Raw genomic sequence first — 23,791 nt, forward strand, 5'->3', positions numbered from 1 at the left:
GCACGGTGCCACCGGTCAGGAGGCGGCGCGGGCGACCAGGTAGAGGGAGGCCAAGGCGTTCGGCAGGTCCAGGGCGTCGCTGATGACGTGGTATTCCTGCGGGTCGGCCATCTCGCTCAGGTAGTCGCCGCCGGCCGGGTCGATCGTCACCAGGTAGGGGCGTACGCCGAGCGCGCGGGCCTCCTGCAGCGCCTTCGCGGTGTCGGCCACGGCGTAGGACAGGACGGCCGGGTCGCCGTACTGCTGGCCGTAGTCGAGGTCGTAGGGGCGGCCGTCCGAGACGATCAGCAGGATCTTCGTCGCTGCGTCGGCGCGGCGCAGCAACGATGTCAGGTGACGGATCGGCGGCCCCATGCGGGTGGTGTGGTCGGGGACCAGGCCGGCCAGACGGTGGACCATCGCCGGGGTGCGGCGCTCGTCGAGGCCCTTGACGACCGAGACGCGGACGTCGTCGCGGCCGCCGCCGGAGAAGCCGTAGATGCCGTAGCCGTCGCCGATCCGGTCCAGTGCCTCCAGCAGCAACGAGACGGCGTCGCGCTGAAGGTCGAGGATGCGTTTCGGCGGAGTCGTGCCGGGCAGGCGTTCGGCGGTCGACGAGCTCAGGTCGATCGCGACCGCCACCGCCACGTCGCGGCGGCGTTCCTGGACGCTGACGAAGACGCGGTCGCTCGGCTCGACGCCGGTGCGCAGGTCGATCAGCGCCTCGATGCAGGCGTCGAGGTCGAGGTCGTCGCCGTGGCGGCTGCGGCGGACGAAGTCACGGCCCGCCGGGCGCACCCTTTCCAGCTCACCGACCATCCTCGGCAGCAGGTGACCGTGCCGGGCCAGCGCGCCCCGATGGCTTCGGTCGGCCCGGGCTTTCACCAGCGGCGACGGCCGCCACTGCCGCACCAGGGTCCAGTCGCGCAGATAGTGACCGGCCACCGAATCCCATTCCGGGTAGACGAACTCGTCGCGTCCGTGGGCGTGCAGGTGCCCGTGGACGTGGTCGTGCTCCTCGTCGAGGTCGGGGCCGTGGTCGTGCGGCAGCGGCTCGGGCGGCGTGTCCGGCCGGTCGGTCGCCGTCACGTCGACACCGCCGCGCTCGGCCTGCAGCGACCGCTCGACCAGGCCGTCGGTGTCCTCGTCCGCCGAGGCCTCCGAGGAATCCGGCATCATCCGCAGGATGGCCTCCTGCAGCGGCATTCCCGACGCCTGCTGCCCGGCGTAGCGGGGCCCGGGCACGTCCCGGTAGCGCACCGGGTGGAAGCGCACTTCGAACTTCTCGTCGCCCTCCAGCTGGATCTCCTTCTCCCCCAACCTGAACCCCGGATCGTCCGGGTCGGCATCGGAGGAGAGGTAGGCGAACGGCCGGGCAGCGCGCTGCACGCCGACGTTCGGAAGCCCGGCCAGCACCTGGTAGATCCGGATCGCGGCTTCCACCGACGATTCCGGGGTGGCGGCCGGAGAGTCCAGGACGCGGGCCACGGCGGCCATCGACGCTAGCGGGCCGAACAGCGACGGAGGCGCCATGACGTCGCGAGCGCCCAGCGAAAACCGCACGAGAGCCTCGGCGACCGCGGCCCGCGGTGGCAGCAGCACGAGTTCGGGCCGGTTTTCCAGCGCTTCGCGCTGCACCGCACGAAAGGCGGCGGCCAGCCCCGGGAAGCGGCGCACGGCCGCCGCATCGATGCGGAGGTCTTCCAGTACGGCGTAGATCTCGACCGCCAGCGCCGATCGCCCGAACAGGCGGGTGAATTGTTCCAGCGCCGGCAGCGACCGATCGGCGGCCGGCCGGATGCGCCGGAACAACGGCTCCGGCCGGTCGAGGTCGAGCCGGAACGTGCCCATCGCGTGGTGCAGCGCGCGATGGGTCAGCGCCACGTCGTACCACCGGTCGACCGGCGGCGCCGTGGCGGGCAACCGGACGGTCGTCGCGGTGTCCGGGTGCTGCCACAGGTCGGCGTCGTCGGCGTACGGGGAAAGCTCGCACCCCCGGCCCGAGAGCGCCCGGAAATAGAGGGTGAGAGCCTGTTGCCGGGGTTCGAACTGCGGTCTCACGACGCGAAGACCGCCGACGCCACCTTGCGTACCGCCTCCTGGACCTCCGCGTCGTCGCTGATCGCCTGCACCAGCGCGACATCGCAGGCCCGCCGAGCCGGGATTCCCTTACGGACCAGGGCTCCCACGTAGATGAGCAGCCGGGTGCTGGGCCCGTCGATCAGGTCGGCCTCGTCGAGGTTGCGCAGCCGGTCGCCGAGGAACGCCAGCGATTCGGCGGTGCCGGCGTCGATGCCCGCCTCGTGCGCGATGATCGTCGCCTCCGGCCCGGCCCCCGGATAGTCGAACTCGATGGCCATGAACCGCTGCCGGGTGCTCGGCTTGAGGTCCTTCGCCGACGCCTGGTAGCCCGGGTTGTAGGAGACCACCAGGAGAAAATCGGGGTGGGCGGTGAGCTGGGCGCCGAGGCGTTCGATGGGCAGCGTACGCCGGTGGTCGGTCAGCGAATGCAGGACGACCGTGGTGTCCTTCCGGGCCTCCACCACCTCGTCCAGGTAGCACAGTGCCCCGGATCGGACCGCCTGGGTGAGCGGCCCGTCGAGCCAGGTCGTGCCGTCGGCCGCGAGCAGGTAGCGCCCGACCAGGTCGGCCGCGGTCATGTCGTCGTGGCAGGTGACCGTCACCAGTTCGTGGGTCAGTGTCCAGGCCATGTATTCGACGAACCGGGTCTTCCCGCAGCCGGTCGGGCCCTTGAGCAGCACCGGGATGCGCTCCTCGTAGGCCGCCCGGAACAGTTCGACCTCGTCTCCGGTGGGCAGATAGAACGGCGCTTCCAGCAGAAGGTCGGACATCAGGCGAACTCTCCCCGCTGCTCGCGCTCGATCCAGGCCACCGGGTCACCCGCGTAGTCGCGGTGGTAGTCACCCGGGAAGTTGATGCCGGGCAGCGCCGGGATCCAGTCGTACTCGAGGTGTTCGGTGCCGCCGAGGCTGCTCGCCAGCCGCACCACCCGGGGGTGGTCGAGGGCCGCGATGCGGCCCTTGTCGATCAGCGTGACCCACTCGCCGGTGTCCCGCCGCTTGATCCGGTAGGTGGCGAACAGGTTGTGCACGTGCGGGAAGTGCATGGTCGGCAGCTTGTTGCGCTTGGCGTAGTCGAGGAAGGTGTGGTCCCAGTGCTCGGCACCGAAGCCGAAGTGGATGACGCCGGCCTGGGCGCGCTCGGGGAGGTTGGTCCACGAGTCGTTGTACTTCCAGAGCGTCTCGATCTGCCGGTAGCTCTTCGGATTGGTGCCGATCGAGGCGTCGTTGAAGTATGCCCAGCCCGGGTAGGGGAATCCCGGGTATTGAACGTCGCGATAGCGCTCGACCACCTCGCGCCAGAGGTCGCCGTACCGGCCGCCTCCGTCGATCTTGGAGATCATCCCGCCTTCGATCGTGATCTGAATGTGCGGGTAGTAACCGGTGTGGTTGCTGGTTCCGCCGATCACGCCGTTGAGCGTGGGCATCAGGGTCTTCGCTTCTCTGAGAAACGTCTCCGCCGGGTGGCCGAAGCGGATGCCCTGGATGGTCGAGCCGAGGATATGCCCGGAGATGTACGCACCCCTGGGCCAGAGTTCCGCTTGGGCCTGGGTGACCTGCCAGCCGATGTCGGTGCCTTCCGGGCTGGTGATCCGCACCTCGGCGGCATTGCGGAAGGCGTCGACCACCATCAGGTCGACCGTCCGCCAGATCTCGTCCGGCACGCCGTTGGCCCGGGAGATGAAGTCCTCGTACGTCGAGTACACCCAGTTGTTGCGGATGCGCTTGCCGGCCGCCCTTTTCCAGTGCGACCGCCCGGCCTCCCCGGCATAGACCCCGGTGAACCCCGGCCGGTCGTCGAGGAACTTCTTCAGCGCGGCCGCGGCAACGTTGAACTCGACGCCCTCCTCGATCATCGGGGGCAGCCGGTCGGTGATCTCGCGCCAGCCGTCGGCCGCGCTGTATTCGCGCACCTCCATGCCGAGGTCGGTGACGTCGATCCGGTCCACTTTGGCCACTCCGAGTTCGAGCAGGGCCCGGCGCAGTGCCTCGAACACGAGCTCGTGCTGGTGCGGGAAGGTGACGATGAGCAGTTCGTCGCCCGGCCGCACGTCGCCGAGCGCCGACCGGCCGTACCGCCGGCGCACGTGCGCGCGGGCCAGCGGCATCAGCTCCTCGATGTCGTCGGTGCGGTCCTGCAGCAGGTAGCGGGGAAAGCGGGGGGCGGGAAACTCGAAACCGTCGAGGGGCGCGGGGACGCCGGGCCCTCGCAGCGCTGCGTCAGGCAAGACGGCTCACCTCGGCGGGGGTGGCGGCCATGCCGGTGGCGGCCGGCATGACGATCGCGCTGTCGGCATCGGGCTCCAGGTAGACGAGATCCCCGTGCTCGAGGCCGACCTTCTCCCGGTAGACGCGCACCTTCAGCAGGTCGTCGCCCAGGCGTACGTGGTAGTCCCAGCAGTCACCGTGGTAGATGCTGAATTCGATGGTTCCCGACCAGGCCTCGTCGCTGTGCTGCCGGCGCGACAGCTTGAAACTCTCCGGCCGCATGAACACGCTGACCGGCTGGCCGGTCTCGATGGACTCGCACTGGCGGCACAGCATCGAGCGCTTGCCGAACGTCACCGTCGCCCCGTCCGGCCCGACCGACTCGACGATCCCGTCCAGGCTGTTGGAGACGCCGAGGAAGCGGGCGGTGAACATGTCGCGGGGGTAGGTGTAGATGGCGTGCGGAACGCCGCGCTCGATGACGTGGCCGCCGTTCATGACCACGACGTCGTCGGACACCGCGAGCGCCTCGTCCTGGTCGTGGGTGACGAAGACGGTGGTGATGCCGAGCCGCTGCTGGACGGCCCGGATCTCGTCGCGCATGCGGCCGCGCAGGCCCTTGTCGAGGTTGCTCAGCGGCTCGTCGAGCAGCAGCACCTTCGGTTCGCGTACCAGAGCCCGCGCCAGCGCCACGCGCTGCTGCTGCCCGCCGGAGAGTGCCGGCGCCGGCCGTTCGGCGAAATCGGCCAGACCCACCGCGTCGAGGGCTTCCAGCGCCCGCTTGCGGGCCTCGTTTTTCCGTACGCGCGGACGGCTCACCCGAAGCGGGAACATCACGTTCTCGACGACGGTCATGTGCGGCCAGATGGCGTACGACTGGAAGACGATGCCGATCGGGCGCCGGTGTGGCCCGATGAAGATGCCGCGGGCCGGGTCGGAGACGACCTGTCCGCCGATCTCGACCGTGCCGGCGTCGGCCCGTTCCAGCCCGGCGATCAGGCGCAGGGTGGTGGTCTTGCCGCAGCCGCTCGGCCCGAGCAGGGTGGTCAGCTTGCCCTCGCCCACCTCGAGGTCGATGCCGTCGACGGCGTTCGCGCCGACCGCGCGGCCGGGGTAGCGCTTGACGAGCCCGGTCAACTTGATCATGAGCGTCAACTTCCGTTCTTGATGCCGAACCGGCGGCTGATCAACCGCACGACCAGCGCGAGCACGCTGAGGAACAGCACGATGAGTACACCCAGGGCGGCCACCACCGGGTAGTTGCCGGACGAGTAGAGGTCGTAGACCTGCACCGAGACGACCTCGGTGTTCGAGGTGTAGAGGAAGATCGCGGCCGAGATCTCGCGGAACGCCACGATCATCGTGTAGACGAACGCCGACAGCAGCGACGGCATGAGCAGCGGGATGAAGATGCGCCGGAACGCCTGTGGCCAGTTGGCGCCGCTAGCGGTCGCCGCCTCTTCCAGCTCGTCCTTGATCTGCGCCATGCCGGGCACCAGGTAGCGCATGGCGTAGGGCAGGGTGATCGTGACGAATGCGATGATCAGAATGGTGAGCGTGCCGTAGATATGGAACGGCAGCGGCGCCGAGAGGTACCAGTAGAGGACGCCGACACCCATGACCACGCTCGGCACCGCGATCGGAACCGTCGCCAGCCCGTCCAGCAGGCCCCGGCCCCGGATGCGGGTCTTCACGGTCAGGTAGGCCACGACCGCGCTCAGCGCGGTCACGATCAGCCCGGCCGCGAACGCGGTGATCAGGCTGTTCTCGACCGCGTCGAGGATGCCGGCCCGGTGCAGCACCTGGGAGTAGTTGGTGACGCTCAGGTGGTGCAACGCGTCCATCGACGGCGACTCGTAGGTCGGCAGCAACGACGCCCAGAGCAGCATCAGCAGCGGCAGGGCGACCGCGACCACGAAGAACACCACGAACCCGGCCAGGCCGGCCCAGCGCCAGCCGCCGATGTCCTGGGCGCGCGGGCGGAAACCCTTGCCGGTGATGGTGGCGACCGCGCTGTTCCGGCTCAGCCGCTGCGAACCGATCAGCCCCACACAGGCGACCACCAGCACGAAGATGCCGAGCACGCCGACCGTGCCGTAGTCGGCCGGGAACTGCTGCAGCGCGGAGTAGATCCGGCTGACGAAGACGTAGTGCCGGGCCGGTACGCCGATCAGCTGCGGCACCTCGAAGGTGGAGATGGTCTGTACGAACATCAGCAGCGCCGCGGACAGGATGGCCGGGCGGGCGATCCGCAGGGTGATCGTGCGGAAGGTGCGGGCCGGCGTGCAGCCGGACGCCAGCGCGGCCTCCTCGAGCGAGGAGTCCATCGAGGTGAACGACGCGGTGCCCATCAGGTAGGCGACGGGGACGACGTGCATCGACTGCACGAAGACCATGCCCGCCAGCGAGTAGACGTTGAACTCGGGCAGGTGCAGCGCGTGCAGGGCGAGGTTGGCCTGACCACGCTGGGGCGAGAGCAGCAGGCTCCAGGCGACCGTGTTGAGGATGCCGGGGAGGATCAGCGGGACCAGCGCGGCGATCCGGGCGAAGCCCTTGGCCGGCGTGTTGGTGCGCACGACCAGCCAGGCGAGCCCGAAGCCGAGGACCGTCGACACCACCGACGTCGCGGCCGCGTAGACGAACGAGTTGTAGATCAGGCTGCCGATGCCGGCCTGGCTGAAGGTGCTGACGTAGTTGTGCAGCGTCCACGTGCTCGGCGTGGTGCCCAGGAAGTCGGACTGGAAGCTGGCGTAGAGCATCGTGCCGACCGGCACCAGCGCGAGGTACGCGACGGCGAGAGCGGCGACGGCCAGCGTGATGTACCGGGGATTGAGACGGTCCTGCCAGCGCCTCCGGTAGGGCGCCGGCCGGTCGGGAGGTGGAGCGGTGGTCGGCTGTCGAGCGAGCAACGCCATCGGACGCGTCCCTTGGTCTGGCTCGGCGGCGCCGGGTTCTGGGCGCCGGCGCCGCCGAGAGCTGTCACGGCGCCTGCAGGGCCGTCTTCATCTCGTTGAGCTCGTCGTTGTAGGTCTTCGCCGGCAGGTTCGGCTCGCCCCAGGCCGGCGTCCACTTGCTGGGATCCCAGACCGCCGCGTCGTTCTTGACGTCGGGCCGGATCGAGGTGTGGTTGGTGACGTCGACGACCGCCTGCTGACCCTCCTGCGAGACCATCCAGTCCTCGAACAGCCGGGCGGCGGCCGGATGCGGCGCGTTCTTGACCACGTCGATGAGGTTCAGCGAGGCCGGGAGCTGGGTGGCGTTGACGAACTCGACAGTCTTGGCGTTCTTCTTCTTGAGGCTCGACGCCTTGTAGCCGTACGCCGTGGCCGCGCCGGCCGGCTCGCCCGCCTGCACCTGGGTCAGCGCCTGGGTGTGGCTCTCGACGAACACCGGCTTGTTGGCACCGAGCGCCTTCAACAGGCTGAGCGCCTGGTCGTGGCCCATGCCGTGCACGAGGCTGTCGTACCAGTTGACCGCGCCCGGGTCGATCGAGAACTGCCCCTTCCAGGCCGGGTTGGTCAGGTCCGGCCAGCCGGTCGGTACGGGCATGTTCTTCTGCTTCACGATCTCGGGGTTGTACGCCAGGACCGTGGTCACCACGTACACGATGCCCTCGTAGCCCGCGGGCAGCGACAGCCCGGACGGCAGCGGCGACTGGTCCTTCGGGGTGTACGGCTGGAGCGCACCGACCTGGAGCAGCTGGGCCAGCTGGGGCGAGTCACCGGAGACGATGTCGGCGGTGAACTGCTTGCCGCGCTGCTCGGTGATGACCCGTGGCGGGATCTTGTCGGCCGACAGCCGCAGCGGCTTGACCCCGACGTTCGGGTATTTCTTGTGGAACGCCGCGAGGATCGGCTGGACGTCCTCGTCGGCGAAGGTGGTGTACCAGGTGAGGGTGCCTTCCTTGGCGGCCTGAGCGGCCAGGTCGGCAGTCGAGAGCGAGTCGAGGCTCGTGTCCTTGGCGGCGGCCTGAGTCGGCGCGCTGCCGCCCCCGTTCCCGCAGGCCGCGAGGACGAGGACCAGGGAGGTGGACAGTAACGCAAGCAATCTGTGTTGACGTACTCCGCGTGCTCTCATCTGCGTGAACCCTTCGAGGGGAGATTCGGCTGCGCGTCGAGGCCGGAACGGGCCGGCCGTGTCCTGGATCACGCCGTCAGCTAAGGGAGTATGGCCCGAAGGTAGGACCATTTGTCAATGGGACGTTACGGGGACGTGACGGCAGGCTCCGGCTCCGGAACGGTCCGGTAGTCCCGCAGGCGGCTCCCCCGCACCCAGAGGCCGGTCGCGTAGACGATCGGGACGATCGACCCCAGGGAGAGCGCCGAAACCGGGCCGAGCGCGGACGCAACGCCACCGATTATCGTGTCGCCGAGCGCCGGGCCGCCGCGCGAGGCCATCTGGTAGATCGAGGAAACCCGCCCCCGCATCTCGTCCGGCGTCTCCAGTTGCACCGCGGCCTGCCGGATCGTCGTGGCCAGCGCGTCGAACGCGCCGACCAGCAGACCGGCGAGCAGGGCGAGCAGCAGCCAGCGGGACTGGGCCAGCAGGAGCGTGGCCACGCCGTACCCGGCGGAGGCGGCCAGCAGGATCCGGCCGGTCCGGCCGGGCCGGCCGACCAGGTGCACCACCGGCCAGGTGGCCAGCAGGGCGCCCGCGCTGGGAGCGCTCGAGAGCAGGCCGTACGCCGTGGGCCCGGCATGCAGCACGGTGAGCGTCAACGCCGGCAGGACCACGCGATAGGCCCCGAACAGGGTGGCCGACAGGTCGAGGCTCATCATCATCCAGATCGTCGGGCGCCGGGCCACGAAGCGAGCCCCCTCGGCGATGCTGTGCAGCACCGGCAGGTGTCTGGACGCTATCAGCCGCGGCACCTTGAGCACGCCGAGCACGATCGCCAGCACGGCGTAGGTGGCGGCGTCGGCCAGGTACATCAGGCCGGGGCCGTGCACGGCGATGAACAGGCCGGCCAGCGCCGGACCGGCCAGCACCGCGATCTCGCGGGACGGGTTGATCAGGGCGAACGCCTGCGCCAGCTGGTTGCGCGGGACCATGGCCGGGATCAGCGCCTGCCGGGCCGGCTGGTCGAAGGTGCCGGCCGCGGTCGTGAGCAGGACGGACGCCAGCACCTCGGCGACGCTGGCATGGCCGGACTCGGTGACGATGCCCAGCCCGAGGGCGACGACCAGGGCCAGCAGCTGGGTCGCCTGCAGGAGACGGCGGCGGTCGAGGCGGTCGGCGTACGCGCCGCCGATCGGGCTGAGCACGAGCAACGAGATCGCCTGCGCGAGGCCGACGAGGCCGGTCAGCGCGGTCGAACGGCTCAGTTCGTACACCTGGTAGAGGTTCGCGGCCACGGTTCCCCGGGTGCCGATCTGGGAGAAGACCACGCCGAACCAGTAGAGATCGAAATCGCGGTGCCTGAGAACCGCCGGGACGGCCATCGATGAGAGCCCCTCTCGATTTAGTGGCCAAATGGTATTACAGTTTGCCTGCCAGTCAGTGAAAGGCGGAACCCCCGATGCTCAAGCAGGAAATCAACGAGCTGCTGACCCGGACCGGGCCCGGAACCGAGATGGGCGACCTGTTCCGGCAGTACTGGATCCCGGCGCTGCTCGCCGAGGAACTGCCCGAACCCGGCAGCCCGCCGGTGCGGGTCAAGCTGCTCTCCGAGCGGTTGATCGCCTTCCGCGACAGCGCCGGCAACTACGGCCTGATCGACGAGTTCTGCGCGCATCGTGGCGCGTCGCTCTGGTTCGGCAACAACGAGCCGCAGGAAACCGGGCAGGCGCCCGGGCTGCGCTGCGCCTACCACGGCTGGAAGTACGACACGACGGGCCAGTGCATCGAGGTGCCGTCCGAGCCGGACAACAGCACGTTCTGCCGCAAGGTCAAGCTCACGTCGTACCCGATGGTCAAGGTCGGCGACGTCCTCTGGGCCTACATGGGCGACCCCGGCCGGCAACCCCCGCTCCCGGAGTACGAGTTCTGCACGGTCCCGTCCGAGCAGACCTACACGTCCAAGCGCTGGCAGGAGTGCAACTGGCTGCAGGCCCTCGAGGGCGGCATCGACTCCAGCCACGTCTCCTGGCTGCACAACGCCGGCCTGAAGAACGACCCGCTGTTCAAGGGTTCCAAGGGCAACGAGTACAACCTGAACGACATGCGGCCGTTCTTCGAGGTGGTCGAGTCCGACGGCGGCCTGCTCGTCGGCGTGCGCCGCAACGCGGAAGAGGGCCACTACTACTGGCGCATCACGCCGTGGGTCATGCCGGCCTTCACGATGGTGCCGCCGCGGGCCGACCACCCGGTGCACGGCCACTTCTGGGTGCCGATCGACGACGAGAACTGCTGGGTCTTCACCTTCGACTACCTGCCGGTCCGGGCGCTCACCGAGGCCGAGGTTGCGGCGATGAAGGCGGGCCACGGCGTGCACAACGAGTACGAGCCCGGCGGCACGTACCGGCCGCTGCAGAATCGGGACAACGACTACCTGATGGATCGCGGCGCCCAGCGCCGCGGCGAGACGTTCTCCGGCATCCGGGGCATCGCCATGCAGGACGCCTCACTGCAGGAGAGCATGGGCCCGATCGTCGACCGGTCCAAGGAGCGGCTGGTCTCGGCCGACAGCGGCATCATCAAGGCCCGGCGCAAGCTGGTCACCGCCGCGGTCGAGTTGCGCGACAAGGGCATCACACCGCCCGGCGTCGACCCGGCCCACCACCGGGTGCGCTCGGTCGCCACGGTGCTCCCCCAGGACGAGTCGTTCGTCGAGGCCTGCCGCGAAGACCTGGTGGCCACGCCGGGCGTCCGCCAGACGACGGTGTGAGGCCATGACCCTTTCCACTACCCCTCATGCCAGGCCGACCCTGCTCAACAGCTGCGCCTGGGCGACGACCGCCCGGGAGGCGGCCTTCCGGATCGACAAACCGCCGGCGTACGTACGCACGAGCCGCGTGTTCGCCCTCGACCCGGGCGCCGCCGACGTGGTGCGCGATCTGGCCCGGATGCCCTGGCACGACACCCGCTTCATCGCGTCGTTCGACGCCGGCACGCTCGCCGACGAACTGCGGGACGCCGACTTCGCCATGATGATCGCGACCGCCGACGACGGGGCCGCCGCGGCGTACGCGATCGGGCACGCCTGCTGGGAGCGCGGCATCACGACCGCCGGCATCGTGCTCGGCCCGGGCGGCCCCGGCCGGCACCGGGCGGCCACCGAAGCGGTCACCGCATTGCGCCCGCACGCCCGGGTCCTTCTGGTGACCGAGGACCGGCAGGACATCGTCGAGGTCCTGGGCGAGGTGGGTGCCTGATGCCGACGCTTCCGGCGCTCGTCGGCCGCAAGAAGTCCGGCGAGAAGATCGTCGGTGTGGTCGCCTGGGACTACCAGATGGCCCGCATCGCCGACCGCGCCGGCGCCGACCTCCTCGTCGTCGGCGACTCGGTCGGGGTCAACCTGTGGGGTCACGCCAACCCGTTCGAGGTCACGCTCGACGAGATGATCGTGGTGGCCAGGGCGGTCCGGCGCGGGGCCGGCTCGGCACTTGTCTGCTGCGACTTTCCCTACGGTCCCCTCCAGCAGGGTCCGGCGAGCGCGGTCGCGGCGGCGATCCGCATCGTCAAGGAGACCGGGGCCGACCTGGTCAAGCTCGACGGCGCGGGCGACCACCTGGACGGCGTGGAAGCGGTGCGCCGGGCCGGGGTGCCGGTCTTCGCGCAGATGGGCGTCACCCCGCAACTCGCCCTGCGCTACGGCGTCGACTACGCGGCCCTGTCCAAGGCGGGCGCGCAGGTCCCCGACTCGCTGGCCGGCGAACTGGTCGCCGAGGCCAAGCGCCTCGAGGCGGCCGGCTCCTCGATGATCGACTTCACCAATTCCGGGCCGGTCGCCGGGCGCCTGGTCACCGAGGCGGTCTCGATCCCGGTCCTCGGCGGCTTCGGCGGCGGGCCGTGGCTCGACGGGCGGGTGCGGATGGCGCACGCGGCCATCGGCTATGCCGCGAGCGGCCTCGACACGCCTGCCGACACGTACGCCCAGGTAGCGCAAGTGGCGCACTCGGCTCTCGCCGCCTATGCCGCGGACGTGCGCGCCGGCCGTCAGATCAAGGGGGGAATCCGCGTTGCCGACAGCGGTCGTTGACGGCATCAGCACGCGCTACGAGGTGACCGGCGACGGGCCGCCGCTGCTGATGTACTCCCCCGGCGGTTTCGACTCGCGCCTGGAGAACTGGTCGTCGCTCGGCGTCTACGCCCGCCTCGGCCTGCTTCCCCGGCTGTCCGAGCGTTATACCTGCATCACGTTCGACCGCCGCGAGTCCGGCCGCTCCGGTGGACGCCTCGCGCGCCTCGGCTGGGCCGACTACGTGGCCCAGGGCAAGGGACTGCTCGACCACCTGGGCTTCGACCGCGCCTTCCTGATGGGCGGCTGCGTCGGATGCTCCGCGGTGCTCGCGCTCGCGGTGGCCTACCCCGCGCTCGCACGCGGCATGGTGCTCTATTCCCCGGCCGGCGGCCCGCGCTACCGGATCGCCCAGCACGCGCGCTTCGCCGACCATCTGAGTTTCGTCCGGGAAAAGGGTCTGGCCGCGGTGGTCGAGCTGGCCCGCACGACCTCGCTCGGCTTCACCAAGGACCCGCGGCTCGGCCCCTGGGCACCCGTCCTTCGCACGGATCCGGCGTTTGCCGACGCTTACGCGTCGTTCGACCCGGTGCGGTACGCCGTGCTGGTCACCGGCATGTCGCGGCTGCTCTACGACCGCGACACGGTTCCCGGGGCCGAGCCGGAGGACCTGATGAGCCTCGACGTGCCGGCCCTGATCGTGCCCGGCCAGGACGCCTCGCACGCGCCCTCGGCCGCGCGCTACCTCGAGGAATGCCTGCCCGGGGCCGACCTCTGGGACGTGCCGGTCGCGCTTCAGACGGCCGGCAACGCGCCGTCACGCGTGCTGGAGTTCCTCGACGCCCACTGACCCGGCAGCGTTGCGGGTGCGGATGATCCCCCAGCCGACGAGCGCGCCCGCCACGACGGTCAGGGTCAGGCCGGCCACCGTGACCGCCGTCCGGAAGTCCGCGGTCTGTGCGGCGGTCCAGTGCGAGGTCGCGAGGTCGCCGGCGAACAGCGTCGCCAGAATCGTGCCGGTGGCGGCGATGGCGGCGCCCGAGGCGACCTCGGTGACGGTGTCGGTGAGCGCGACGCCGATCGTGGTCCGGTTCGCCGGCAGACCGCGGAGCACGTTGATCGCGGCGACCACGCCGACGACGCGCATCCCGGCCGCCACGAGGACCAGCGCGACGGCGATCCAGACATATCCGAATCGGCTCAGCAGGCCGTAGACGGCCAGCCCGGCCACGACCGACGAGGCGCTGAGCCAGGCCGCCCGTTCCAGGCCGACCCGCTCGACGAACGGGTTGACGAACGCGCCGCCCGCGACGAGCACGACCACCTGCGGCAGCATGGCGGCCGCGGCGAGGGCGGGCGACCAGCCCCAGTCGAGCTGAAGCTGAAGGGTCGCCAGGTAGCCGAGGCCGGCGGTCGCCAGTCCGGCGGCCGCCTTGCAGGCGAGGCCGCTGGACACCAGCGGGCGCATGACGAGCTTCAGGTCGAGCAGCGGATACCGGGCCGAGCGCTCGCGGAGAACGAAGAGGATTCCGGCCCCGACGGCGACGGCGGTGCCGGCCCAGGGCGCCCACGAGCCGGTGCCCTGGTTGACGAACAGGGTGGGCGTGACGAGCGCGAGCACGATCGCGGCCGTGCCGAGCGCCGCGCCGGGGACGTCGACCGGGTCGCGGTGCAGGTCGGCCGGCTGGTCGGCGCCGATCCCGGACCGGATGCCGACGATCGCGAGCACCGCGATCGGCACGTTGACCAGCAGCAGGACCTGCCACGGGGCGACCGCGAGCACGAAGCCGCCGGTGGTCGGACCGATCGCGAGACCGACCAGACCGACGGTCGAGATGAGCGTGGTGGCCCGCACCCGCAGGCCGTCCTCGGCGAACAGCCGGAAGGCCAGTGCCATCGAACCCGGCGTCGTCATCGCGGCCGCGACGCCGGTCACGACCCGGACCGCGATGAGCTGCTCGGCGGTCGTGACGAACGCCGTGGCCAGGCTGGCGAGGCCGAGGAGCGTCAGGCCGATCAGCATGACCCGCCGCCGGCCGTAGCGGTCGGCGACCGCGCCGAAGACCAGCATGAGACCGCCGAAGACGACCGCATAGGCGCCGGTCACCCACTGCAGCGCGACCGTCGAGGCGTGCAGCTCGCGCCCGATGGTGGGCAGCGCGACGTTGAGGATCGAGTTGTCGAGCATCTCGAAGAGGAAGACCGCCGACAGCCCGGTGAGTGCCACCCAGGCCGCCCGCAGTGACTGCGGTTCTCGCTTGTCCATGCCCTCACCGTAGAGCACCGCTCGTATTAATACGAGCGCCGTTCGTATGGGAAAGAACACCGCTCGTTCCCGGCTAGACTGCGCTCATGTCACCCACCCCGCAGCAACGGCGCGACGCGCGGCACCAGCTCAGCACCGGCTCGAGCACCCCCGGGCCCCGCCGCGGGCCGTCGCGCGGAAGCAAGCAGCCGATCACGGTCGACGCCATCATCGGCGCCGCGTTCGGCATCGTCGAGACCGAGGGCTACGAGGCCCTGACCATGCGGCGGGTCGCGACCGCGCTCGAGACCGGGTCGTCCTCGCTCTACGCCCACGTGGTCAACAAGGAGGACCTCGACGAGCTGCTCATCGGCCGCCTCTGCGCCGAGATCACGCTGCCCGTGCCCGACCCCGCGGCCTGGCGGCAGCAGATCGTCAGCATCTGCACCCAGCTGCGCGACCAGTACCTGCGCTATCCCGGCATTTCGCAGGCCGCCTTCGCCGCCGCCCCGTCGAACCTCGACACGCTCCGGGTCAGCGAGGGCATGCTGGCCGTGCTGCTCGCCGGTGGCATCCAGCCGCAGATCGCAGCCTGGGCGATCGACGCGCTGACGCTCTACGTCAACGCCTACAGCCTCGAATTCTCCCGGGCGACCCGGAACGGCGGCGCCTGGGTCCGCAGCCGCGACGAGATGCTGGAGCGGTTCGCCGCCCTACCGGGAACGTTCCCCCACACCAAGCGCTACGCCGCCGAGCTCACCGCCGGCACGGCCCACGAACGCTTCGACTTCACGGTCAACCTGATGCTCGACGGTCTCCGCGCATGAGCGGGGACGTCTGGGCCGGCCTGGCCGACAAATTCGCCGACGAGGCCTACGCCTCGGTCAAGGGCTACGTACGCACGTACGTCATGCACCACCACCTGCTCGCCCACCTGCCGGAACCCCCGGCCACGGTCCTCGACGTCGGCGGCGGCGCCGGCCACCAGTCCTTCCCCCTGGCCGAGCTCGGCTACGACGTGACCCTGCTCGACTCGTCCCCCGCCATGCTCGGCAAGGCCCGCGGGCGGGTGCCCGCCGGCGCCCGGGTCACCCTGGTCGAGGCCGACGGCGAGCGAGCCGCCGAAGCGGTGGACGGCCGGCTCTTCGACGCGGTGCTGTGCCACGGCGTCCTCGGCTACCTGGACCGCCCGGAACCGATGATCGAGCAACTGTGCCTCTGCGCCCGTCCCGGCGGCATCGTCTCGATCATGACCGGCAACGCGAACGCGTCGGCGGTGCGGCCGGCCCTGGAACAGCGCTGGGACGACGCCCTGGCCTCCTTCGACGCCCGCACCGAGATCGGCGTCCTCGGCGCACCGAGCCGGGCCGACACGGTCGGCGAACTCAGCGAACTGCTCCGCGCTCACGACGTCGAACCACAGGCCTGGTACGGCGTCTGGCTCTTCGCCGACTGGCTGGAGTTCAGCGGCGCCACCCCCGACCGCACCCAGGCCGAGAAGATCGCCGCCGCCGAGCTTCAGGCCAGCCGCCGCGATCCCTACCGCGGGATCAGCCGCGTCTTCCACCTGCTCGGCCGCAAAAGCCGGCCCTAGCCGCTACACCTAGCACCTGGCGCGGGTGTAGGGCACGTCGCCGAGGTCGGGGAAACTCGGCAGGTCGACGAAGTCGGACCGCCCGGCCTGCGCATATTCGACGGTGAACAGCACCGGCAGCGGCGCCGGGCAGGCGACCAGCACGTCGAACGTGATCGTCAGCCAAGTCGTGCCGCCGCCGGCCAGCAGAAAGTCGCCGCCGCGGCCCGCGGCCGGCAGCTGCCCGCAGCCGCCCCAGGTGGCCGCCGCCGCGTGCAGTCCCCGCAGCGGAAGAATCGCCTGCAGCTGATGCAACGCCACGGTGCCCGCCGACCGGTTGACCACCTCGACGCCCAGCTCCAGCTGGTCCTTCACCTGGGTCGAGCACCGCTTGCCGGTCCCGGCGACCGCCTGGTCGACCACCGGAGCGGCCGACGGCAGGACCGCGGGCGCCGCGCGGTCGGCACCGTGCCGGCGTCCGACCAGGTAGCCGGTCAGGCCGGCCAGCACGACAAGGACCAGAACCCACCCGAGCGCGATCCGGCCCGGCAGGCGCGGCGTCTCCTCGGACCCCGACTCGATGACATCCACCGCAGCCGGGCCGAGCTCGATCGAAGGGTTGGACCCGTCGTCCCGCGCCGCCATGGACCGATCTTAGGCGTGCCTGGGAATAGGCGCCCCGGGTGTGGGTATGGGCCTCGCATGGGTTCGCGGGTAGTGGTCCTGACCGGCGCGTCGAGCGGCATCGGCCGAGCGGCAGCGCTGGCGTTCGCCGCTCACGGCGATCAGGTGGTGCTGGCCGCCCGGGACCGCGCCACCCTCGAGGCGGTAGCCGCCCTGGCCGACGGCGACCCGCTGGTGGTGCCGGCCGACGTGACCCGGGCCGCCGAGGTCGAGGCGCTGGCCGCCGCCGCGGTACGGCGTCACGGCCGCATCGACGTCTGGGTCGACACGGCCGCGGTCATGGCGTACGGAAGGTTCGAGGACCTCCCCCACGAGGTCTTCGACCGGGTGGTGACCACCGACCTGCTGGGCTCGGCCCACGTGGCCCGGGCGGCGCTCCGGGTCTTCCGGCGACAGGGTCACGGCACCCTGATCATGGGTAGCTCCCTGCTCGCCCATGTGACCGTCCCTTACATGTCGGCCTACAGCACGGCGAAGTGGGGCCTGCGCGGCCTCTTCCGCACCCTGCGCCAGGAGACCCGCGACCTCCCCGACGTGCACGTCTGCTGGGTGGCCCCCGGCAGCGTGGACACCCCGATCTATACCAGCGCCGCCAACTACGCCCGCTTCGTGGGCCGCCCACCCCCGCCGGTCGACTCCCCCGAACGCGTGGCCGACGCCATTCTCGGTCTGGCCGACCGCCCCCGCACCGGGGCCACGGTGGGCGCCGCCAATCGCCTGATCCAGGCCGGCTTCGTCCTCTTCCCGCCCCTCTACGACGCCCTGGTGACCCCGCTGATGCGCAACTTCGGCCTGTCCCGCCAGGCCGCGGTCCCCCACGACGGCAACATCTTCACCCCGAAACCAAGAACCGAGGGCGGCCCCGCCCGCTGGACCAGAACCCAGGTAGCGAGCGCCACCGTCGCCGCCGGCACCGCAGCCACCCTGCTGACCCTCTCCGCCCTGCGCGGCCTGACCGCCGCCAGGAAACGCGCGAGCTGATCCCGCCGGCTACCGGGACTCGTCTCGCTCGATGGCCATGATCGCGTCGACGCGCCGCTGGTGGACACCACCACGGAACCCGGTCGTCAGCCAGAGGTCGGCAAGTTGGAGAGCCAGCGGGGCGGACACCACCTTGGCCCCGAGGATCAGCACATTGCTGTCGTTGTTGAGACGCGAGATCTCGGTGGTGAACCGATCGAAGCCCAGCCCGGCGCGCACCCCGTGAATCTTGTTACAGGCGATGTGCTCGCCTTGGCCGCTGCCGCCCACGATGATTCCCCGGTCGGCCTGGCCGCGGACCACGCGGTGCCCGACGTCGAGGCAGAGGGCCGGATAGTCGACCGGCTCGGGCCCGTCGGTGCCGCGGTCGTCGAGCGCATGCCCGTGCGCGGTCAGCCGCTCGATCAGCTCGGCCTTGAGGGCGACCCCGTTGTGATCGGCCGCGATAGCGATGCGCACAGTGATCCTTTCAGGCCGACAGGTTCCAGGTGCCGCGTGCGAACAGCTCCTCGAGCGCCGGCGGGCGGGTCAGGATGCGCTGGCTCAGGGCCGCCTGCACCAGCGCCTGCAGCACGTGCCGGTTGGGCTCGATGCCGTACGGCACGGGGTCGGCGCCGGTGATTGCGGCGACGCGGCTGTCCAGTTCGGACATTCCTGCGGCCAGGTAGCGCCGCTTGGCTTCGGCGAACGCCTCGAACAGGGTCGGCGCCAGGCCGGGATCGGCTGCCAGCAACGAATCCTTCACTACCAGCAGGTGGTTGACCGGGTAGATCCCGGTGCGGCGCAACGAGGCCAGCCCGGCCTCGAGCGGGTCGGGGATCAGCGGCACCAGGCCGTCGCCGGCGGGTACGCCGATGGCCGCGGCCAGCTCGCCCGACGCGACCATGCCGGCGAGGGCGGAGCCGGGCGGGGCCGGGACCACGTTCGCGGGCGGGCGGTAGGACGCCACATGCTCGTCACCGGACAGCACCCACGTGATGCGGGACAGGTCGACGCCGTACTCGTTCTGCAGCACGGACCGCGCCCAGACCCCGGTGGTCACCGTGTAGCCGCGGTTGACCCCGACGGACCGCCCTTCGAGCTGCTTCGGATGATCGATCGGGCCGCGGTCGAGACGCACGATGGCGCCGTGGTGGAACCCGCGTACGAGAAAGACCGGAAGCGCGGTGAAGGCCGCGCCGTGCTCCTTGGCCACCAGGTAGGTCGTGGCCGCCATCTCGCACACGTCGAACTCGGTCGATCGGACCATCCGCCGGAAGGCCTGCACGAGCACCGGAACGTCCTGCCAGTCGAGCTGGTAACCGGCCGGCTGCACCGAGCCGTCGGTGACCGCCCGGTTGATTTCCGAGGGCCTGGAAACTGAGGTCAGCACGTTGGTATGGTAGCAAACGGTTAGACCATTAGTCTTCTAAACCCCTGGGGGTCAGATGGCCGGGACCGTCCTCGCCGCGGTTCGCACGGCGCCGGGCACGACCGAGATCCGCGAGTTCGGAATGCCCGAGATCGCGGACGGCTCCGCGCTCATGCGGGTCGAGGTCGCCGGCATCTGCGGCACCGACGTGAAGATGTACGGCAAGCCGCCGTTCCCCGGCCCGGTCATCATGGGCCACGAGAACATCGGCATCATCGAACGGTCCGGCGCGGCTTTCCGCGAGCGCCATGGCGTACGCGACGGCGACCGCGTCTTCGTCGAGCACTACGTCGGCTGCTACCGCTGCGAGTGGTGCCGCATCGGACAGTACCGGCACTGCGAGCTGACCGACTGGCGCACCAACCCGGACGCCCGCCGTTACGGCTACACCTCCTCCGACAAGCCGGGCCGGCTCTGGGGCGGCTTCGCGCAATACCTGTACCTGCCGTGGAACGCCGTCGTGCACCGGGTTCCCGCCGACGTCACCGCCGAGCTGGGCGGCCTCGTCACCCCACTGTCCAACGGCATCGAGTGGGCGCTGGTCGACGGCGGCGTCGGCTACGACTCGCGGGTGCTCATCCAGGGGCCGGGTCAGCAGGGCCTGTCCCAGGTCGTGGCGTGCAAGCAGGCCGGCGCCTCGCTGATCGTCGTCACCGGGACGGCCCGCGACAAGGCCCGCCTCGACCTCGCACGTCGGCTGGGCGCCGACTTCACCATCGACGTCACGTCCGAGGACCCGCGCGAGCGGATCCGCGAGATCACCGGCGGCCGAGGGGTCGACGTGGTGCTCGACTGCACGGCCGGCGCCGGGACCGCCCCGGTGCTGCTCGGCATCGACGTGCTCAAGCGCCGCGAGGGCACGCTGCTGATCCAGGGCGAGCTGGCCGCGTTCCCCGCCTTCCCGGTGAAGAAGCTCACCGAGAAGGCGATCACCATCAAGAGCGCCCGCGGGCACAGCTTCCGCTCGTGCGAGCTCGCGCTCGCGCAGCTGGCGTCGCACCGGTTCCCGCTCGAGGAGCTGGCCACCCACACGTACGGCCTGGCCGACGTCGACACCGCGATCCGGGCGGTCGGCGGCGAGGCCGGCGAGGACGTCATCCACGTGTCGCTGCTGCCCTGGCGGGACCTCTGATGGCCCACGTCGTCAACCAGAACCCGCCGCGCACGCCGCTCGATCTCGTCGACGCCTTCGCCGGCCTGGGCGTGGCCACGGTCCACGAGGCGCAGGTCCGCACCGGCCTGATGCGTCCCCGGATCAGGCCGATCTGGAAGGGCGCCCACATCGCCGGCACCGCGGTCACGGTCAGCGTCCCGCCGAACGACAACTGGATGCTGCACGTCGCGGTCGAGCAGTGCCGGCCGGGCGACGTGCTGGTCGTCGCGCCGACCTCGTTCTCCGACGCCGGCTACTTCGGCGAGCTGCTCGCGACCGCCCTGGCCTACCGGGGCGTGCGCGGCCTGGTCATCGACGCCGGTTGCCGCGACGTCGCCGAGCTCGAGGCGATGGGTTTCCCGGTCTGGTCGGCCTGCGTATCGGCGACCGGCACCGTCAAGGAGACACTCGGCAGCGTCAACGTGCCGATCGTCTGCGCGGGCCAGATCGTCGACCCGGGCGATGTCGTGGTGGCCGACGCCGACGGCGTGGTCGTGGTTCCGCGCGCCGACGCTTCGCAGGTGCTGGCCGCCTCCCGGGCCCGCGAGGAGAAGGAAGCCCGGTCCCGCCGACGCTATGCGGCCGGCGAGCTCAGCCTCGACGTGTCGAACATGCGTGACGCGCTCGCCGCCGAAGGACTGACCTACCAATGATCATCGACATCCACGGTCACTACACGACGACTCCGGCCGGGCTCACCGCGTACCGGAAGAAGCAGATCGCCTGGATGGACGATCGCCGGACCGCCCGGCCCGACCCACCGGCGATCTCCGATCAGGAGATCGCCGAATCCATCGAACGCAACCAGCTGCGCCTGATGGACGAGCGCGGCGAGGACCTCATGCTCCTGTCCCCGAAGGCCTCGGGCATGGAACACCACCGCCCCGACCGCTCGGTGGCGCGCGACTGGGCGCGGGTCAGCAACGACCTTGTGCACCGGGTCGCCGGCCTGTTCCCGGGCCGGTTCGCGGCCGTCTGCCAGCTGCCGCAGACCCCCGGGGGCTCCCTTGTCGAGCCGATACTCGAGCTGCGGCGCTGCGTCGAGGAACTGGGTTTCGTCGGCTGCAACCTCAACCCCGACCCGTCCGGCGGCTTCTGGACCGCGCCGCCGCTCACCGACGAGTTCTGGTTCCCGCTCTACGAGGTGATGACCGAGCTCGACGTGCCCGCGATGATTCACGTGTCCTCTTCGGACAATCCGGCGGTCGACACGCTCGGCGGCCACTACCTCAACGCCGACACCACGGTCTTCATGCAGCTGGTCGCCGGCGACCTGTTCGCCCGCTTCCCGTCGCTGAGGTTCGTGATCCCGCACGGCGGCGGTGCCGTCCCCTACCACTGGGGCCGCTTCGAGGGCCTGGCGGCCCGGCTGGGCCGGCCGCCACTGCGCGACCACGTGCTGGGCAACGTGTACTTCGACACCTGCGTCTACCACCAGGCCGGTTTCGACCTTCTGACGTCGGTCGTCCCCGCCCGCAACCTGCTCTTCGCGGCCGAGATGCTGGGCGCGGTCCGCGGCGACGATCCCACCACCGGCCGGTCGTGGGACGACACGACGGCCTACTTCGCGTCGGCGCCGCTCCGGCCGGCCGACCGCGAACGCATCGCCTCCGAGAACGCCCGGACCGTCTACCCGCGCCTCGACAAGGTGCTGTCGTGAACCGCCCGGTGGTCGGGGTGGCCGGCCTGGGCGCGATGGGCCGGCCCATCGCCACGCGGCTGGCCGCACACGGCTTTCCGGTGCTCGGCCTCGATCCCCACGTCACGCTTGCGGGCGTACGCCGGGTCGACCGGCTCGACGCGGCCGACCTGGTCCTGGTCGTGGTCCCGACCGACGACGACGTGACCGCGGTCGTGACCGACCTGCTCGCCGCCCCGCACCCCCGGCCCGGCCAGGTGGTCGCGATCTGCTCGTCGGTGCGGCCGGAAACCTGCCGGAGTCTGGCCGGCGCGGCGGCCGAACACGGCGTCGACCTGCTCGACGTGGCGCTCACCGGCGGCATCCGCGGCGCCGAGGGCGGCACGCTCAACCTGCTCGTCGGCGGCGATCCGGCGGTCGCGACCCGCCTCGAGGACGTCTTCGCCGTCATCGCGAGCGGCTATCACGTGCTCGGCCCGGTCGGCGCGGGACAGGTCGGGAAGGCGGCCGGCAACCTCATCCACTGGGCCGAGATCGTGGCCATCGTCGAGTCGTTCCGGCTCGCCGAGGCGTACGGCGTCAAGCCCGCGGCCCTGCGGGACGCGCTGCAGCAGGGCGGAACCGATTCCCGGACCCTGCGCGAACTCGAACTGATGAAGTTCACCTGGTGGGCCAAGGACATCGACGTCGCCGCCGCGATGGCCGCGGCCGCCGGCGAGCACCTGCCCGTGGCCGAGCTGTCCCGCCGCCTGATGCCCGCGGTCACCGTTGACTCGGTGCGGGAGCTGCTCACACCGTAGTTTGGAGCTCATGAAGGCAGCACGTTTCGCCCGGTTCGGCGGCCCGGAAGTCCTCGAGATCGTCGAACTCCCCGACCCGCACGCCGGCCCCGGCCAGGTCAGGATCGTGGTGCGCGCGGCCGGCGTCAACGCAAGCGACTGGAAGAAACGCCAGGGCCGGATGGACCCGGAGCTCCCGCAGACCCTGGGCTACGAGGCTGCGGGCATCGTCGACGAGGTAGGCCCCGGCGTCACCGGCGTGGCGCCCGGCGACCGGGTGTTCGGCCTGTCCGCCGAGGGCGCGGCTCAAGCCACGTCGGCCGTGCTGTCCTTCTACGCGCCGATCCCGGCCTCGCTGGACTTCGCCGAAGCGGCCGCCCTGCCGTCCGTCATCGAGACGGCTACCCGCGCCCTCGACCAGCTCGGCGTCGGCGACGGCCAGACGCTGCTCATCAACGGCGCCTCCGGCAGCGTCGGCAGCGCCGCCACCCAGCTCGCCGTCGCCCGCAACGCCCGCGTCATCGGCACCGCCGGCCCGGCCAACCACGACTATCTGCGCTCGCTCGGCGCCACCCCGGTCGCCTACGGCGAAGGGATGGCTTCGCGGGTGCGGGAGCTGGCCCCCGACGGCGTCGACCGGGCTCTGGACGTCGCCGGCAGCGGCGTCCTGCCCGACCTGATCGAACTCGCCGGGGGGCCCGGCCACGTGGTGACGGTCGCCGACTTCGAGGGCGCCCAGCGGTACGGCGTCCGGTTCAGCCGGGGCGACACCGGCCGAGCACTCCACATCCTCACCGAGATCGGCCCCCTGATCGAATCCGGCCGTTTCACGCCCCCACCGGTCCAAACTTTCCCGCTCGCCGACATAGCCGAGGCCCACCGCGTCAGCGAGGCCGGCAAGACCCGCGCCAAACTGGTCCTCCTGGTCGACCAGATGAG

At 70.9% G+C, this 23,791-nt stretch carries 22 protein-coding genes and 1 pseudogene; 12 read left to right on the forward strand and 11 right to left on the reverse strand.

Going from position 1 to position 23,791, the window contains the following annotated elements:
• Positions 1-15 precede the first annotated feature (15 nt).
• The 7 genes from ACIA5C_RS42430 to ACIA5C_RS42460 all read right to left on the reverse strand — a co-directional run bounded on the left by ACIA5C_RS42430 (position 16) and on the right by ACIA5C_RS42460 (position 9,709).
• A complete protein-coding gene (locus ACIA5C_RS42430; RefSeq protein ID WP_396065767.1) occupies positions 16-2,040 on the reverse strand; it encodes a hypothetical protein in 2,025 nt (674 codons plus the stop codon).
• Complete coding sequence (locus ACIA5C_RS42435) at positions 2,037-2,831, reverse strand: CbbQ/NirQ/NorQ/GpvN family protein (RefSeq protein WP_396065769.1); 795 nt, start codon at positions 2,829-2,831, stop codon at positions 2,037-2,039. Before ACIA5C_RS42435 ends, ACIA5C_RS42430 begins: the two co-directional genes overlap by 4 nt.
• On the reverse strand, positions 2,831-4,288 hold the full coding sequence (locus ACIA5C_RS42440; protein ID WP_396065771.1) for a hypothetical protein: 1,458 nt from the start codon (positions 4,286-4,288) through the stop codon (positions 2,831-2,833). The genes ACIA5C_RS42435 and ACIA5C_RS42440 overlap by 1 nt, the downstream gene beginning before the upstream one ends.
• The gene (locus ACIA5C_RS42445) at positions 4,281-5,414 is read right to left on the reverse strand and encodes an ABC transporter ATP-binding protein (protein ID WP_396065773.1); all 1,134 of its coding nucleotides are present in this window, start codon (positions 5,412-5,414) and stop codon (positions 4,281-4,283) included. Before ACIA5C_RS42445 ends, ACIA5C_RS42440 begins: the two co-directional genes overlap by 8 nt.
• 5 nt (positions 5,415-5,419) lie before the next feature.
• Positions 5,420-7,183 carry an ABC transporter permease gene (locus ACIA5C_RS42450; protein WP_396065775.1) on the reverse strand — a complete coding sequence of 588 codons (1,764 nt, stop codon included), beginning with the start codon at positions 7,181-7,183 and terminating at the stop codon, positions 5,420-5,422.
• 64 nt (positions 7,184-7,247) lie between these two features.
• On the reverse strand, positions 7,248-8,315 hold the full coding sequence (locus tag ACIA5C_RS42455; RefSeq protein ID WP_396065777.1) for an ABC transporter substrate-binding protein: 1,068 nt from the start codon (positions 8,313-8,315) through the stop codon (positions 7,248-7,250).
• A 155-nt stretch (positions 8,316-8,470) separates the two neighbouring features.
• Positions 8,471-9,709, reverse strand: coding sequence for an MFS transporter (locus ACIA5C_RS42460; RefSeq protein WP_396065779.1), 1,239 nt, complete (start codon positions 9,707-9,709; stop codon positions 8,471-8,473).
• A 77-nt stretch (positions 9,710-9,786) separates the two neighbouring features.
• Between ACIA5C_RS42460 and ACIA5C_RS42465 the strand changes: the two genes are divergently transcribed.
• Genes ACIA5C_RS42465 through ACIA5C_RS42480 form a run of 4 tightly spaced genes read left to right on the forward strand, consistent with a single transcriptional unit; the run spans position 9,787 to position 13,237 of the window.
• Positions 9,787-11,094, forward strand: a complete 1,308-nt coding sequence (locus ACIA5C_RS42465; RefSeq protein WP_396065781.1) for a Rieske 2Fe-2S domain-containing protein — start codon at positions 9,787-9,789, stop codon at positions 11,092-11,094.
• 4 nt (positions 11,095-11,098) lie between these two features.
• On the forward strand, positions 11,099-11,581 hold the full coding sequence (locus ACIA5C_RS42470; RefSeq protein WP_396065783.1) for a hypothetical protein: 483 nt from the start codon (positions 11,099-11,101) through the stop codon (positions 11,579-11,581).
• Positions 11,581-12,408, forward strand: coding sequence for a 3-methyl-2-oxobutanoate hydroxymethyltransferase (locus ACIA5C_RS42475; RefSeq protein WP_396065785.1), 828 nt, complete (start codon positions 11,581-11,583; stop codon positions 12,406-12,408). The genes ACIA5C_RS42470 and ACIA5C_RS42475 overlap by 1 nt, the downstream gene beginning before the upstream one ends.
• Complete coding sequence (locus tag ACIA5C_RS42480) at positions 12,389-13,237, forward strand: alpha/beta fold hydrolase (RefSeq protein ID WP_396065787.1); 849 nt, start codon at positions 12,389-12,391, stop codon at positions 13,235-13,237. Before ACIA5C_RS42475 ends, ACIA5C_RS42480 begins: the two co-directional genes overlap by 20 nt.
• Here the strand turns inward: ACIA5C_RS42480 and ACIA5C_RS42485 are convergent.
• On the reverse strand, positions 13,205-14,653 hold the full coding sequence (locus ACIA5C_RS42485; protein ID WP_396065789.1) for an MFS transporter: 1,449 nt from the start codon (positions 14,651-14,653) through the stop codon (positions 13,205-13,207). The two genes, ACIA5C_RS42480 and ACIA5C_RS42485, sit on opposite strands and share 33 nt — an antisense overlap.
• Positions 14,654-14,739: 86 nt before the next feature.
• Here ACIA5C_RS42485 and ACIA5C_RS42490 point away from each other — a divergent pair, with 86 nt between their 5' ends.
• Together ACIA5C_RS42490 and ACIA5C_RS42495 are read left to right on the forward strand one after the other, a co-directional pair.
• A complete protein-coding gene (locus ACIA5C_RS42490) occupies positions 14,740-15,459 on the forward strand; it encodes a TetR/AcrR family transcriptional regulator (RefSeq protein ID WP_396065791.1) in 720 nt (239 codons plus the stop codon).
• 83 nt (positions 15,460-15,542) lie between these two features.
• Positions 15,543-16,226: a class I SAM-dependent methyltransferase gene (locus ACIA5C_RS42495; protein WP_396065883.1), complete on the forward strand. Its 684-nt coding sequence runs from the start codon at positions 15,543-15,545 to the stop codon at positions 16,224-16,226.
• A gap of 9 nt (positions 16,227-16,235) precedes the next feature.
• Here ACIA5C_RS42495 and ACIA5C_RS42500 read toward each other — a convergent pair whose 3' ends face one another.
• Positions 16,236-16,850 (reverse strand): hypothetical protein, encoded by a 615-nt coding sequence (locus tag ACIA5C_RS42500; RefSeq protein WP_396065793.1) that lies wholly within the window; start codon positions 16,848-16,850, stop codon positions 16,236-16,238.
• 57 nt (positions 16,851-16,907) lie between these two features.
• On the opposite strand from ACIA5C_RS42500, the gene ACIA5C_RS42505 reads away from it, so the two are divergent.
• Positions 16,908-17,870, forward strand: coding sequence for an SDR family NAD(P)-dependent oxidoreductase (locus ACIA5C_RS42505; RefSeq protein ID WP_396065795.1), 963 nt, complete (start codon positions 16,908-16,910; stop codon positions 17,868-17,870).
• A gap of 9 nt (positions 17,871-17,879) precedes the next feature.
• On the opposite strand, the gene ACIA5C_RS42510 is transcribed toward ACIA5C_RS42505, so the two are convergent.
• Positions 17,880-18,329 carry an RpiB/LacA/LacB family sugar-phosphate isomerase gene (locus ACIA5C_RS42510; RefSeq protein ID WP_396065797.1) on the reverse strand — a complete coding sequence of 150 codons (450 nt, stop codon included), beginning with the start codon at positions 18,327-18,329 and terminating at the stop codon, positions 17,880-17,882.
• Between the two features lie 10 nt (positions 18,330-18,339).
• A complete protein-coding gene (locus ACIA5C_RS42515; RefSeq protein WP_396065799.1) occupies positions 18,340-19,242 on the reverse strand; it encodes an ABC transporter substrate-binding protein in 903 nt (300 codons plus the stop codon).
• A gap of 55 nt (positions 19,243-19,297) precedes the next feature.
• Here ACIA5C_RS42515 and ACIA5C_RS42520 point away from each other — a divergent pair, with 55 nt between their 5' ends.
• The 5 genes and pseudogenes from ACIA5C_RS42520 to ACIA5C_RS42540 form a co-directional block, all read left to right on the forward strand.
• Complete coding sequence (locus ACIA5C_RS42520) at positions 19,298-20,413, forward strand: zinc-binding dehydrogenase (RefSeq protein ID WP_396065801.1); 1,116 nt, start codon at positions 19,298-19,300, stop codon at positions 20,411-20,413.
• Positions 20,413-21,087, forward strand: a complete 675-nt coding sequence (locus ACIA5C_RS42525; RefSeq protein WP_396065803.1) for a 4-carboxy-4-hydroxy-2-oxoadipate aldolase/oxaloacetate decarboxylase — start codon at positions 20,413-20,415, stop codon at positions 21,085-21,087. Before ACIA5C_RS42520 ends, ACIA5C_RS42525 begins: the two co-directional genes overlap by 1 nt.
• Positions 21,084-22,094, forward strand: a complete 1,011-nt coding sequence (locus ACIA5C_RS42530) for an amidohydrolase family protein (protein WP_396065805.1) — start codon at positions 21,084-21,086, stop codon at positions 22,092-22,094. Before ACIA5C_RS42525 ends, ACIA5C_RS42530 begins: the two co-directional genes overlap by 4 nt.
• The gene (locus ACIA5C_RS42535; protein WP_396065807.1) at positions 22,091-22,873 is read left to right on the forward strand and encodes an NAD(P)-dependent oxidoreductase; all 783 of its coding nucleotides are present in this window, start codon (positions 22,091-22,093) and stop codon (positions 22,871-22,873) included. The genes ACIA5C_RS42530 and ACIA5C_RS42535 overlap by 4 nt, the downstream gene beginning before the upstream one ends.
• Positions 22,874-22,883: 10 nt before the next feature.
• Positions 22,884-23,777: pseudogene (locus tag ACIA5C_RS42540) on the forward strand (NADP-dependent oxidoreductase); the annotation flags it as partial.
• Positions 23,778-23,791 lie beyond the last annotated feature (14 nt).

The organism is Actinoplanes sp. NPDC051343 (assembly GCF_044455125.1).
Classification (GTDB): domain Bacteria; phylum Actinomycetota; class Actinomycetes; order Mycobacteriales; family Micromonosporaceae; genus Actinoplanes.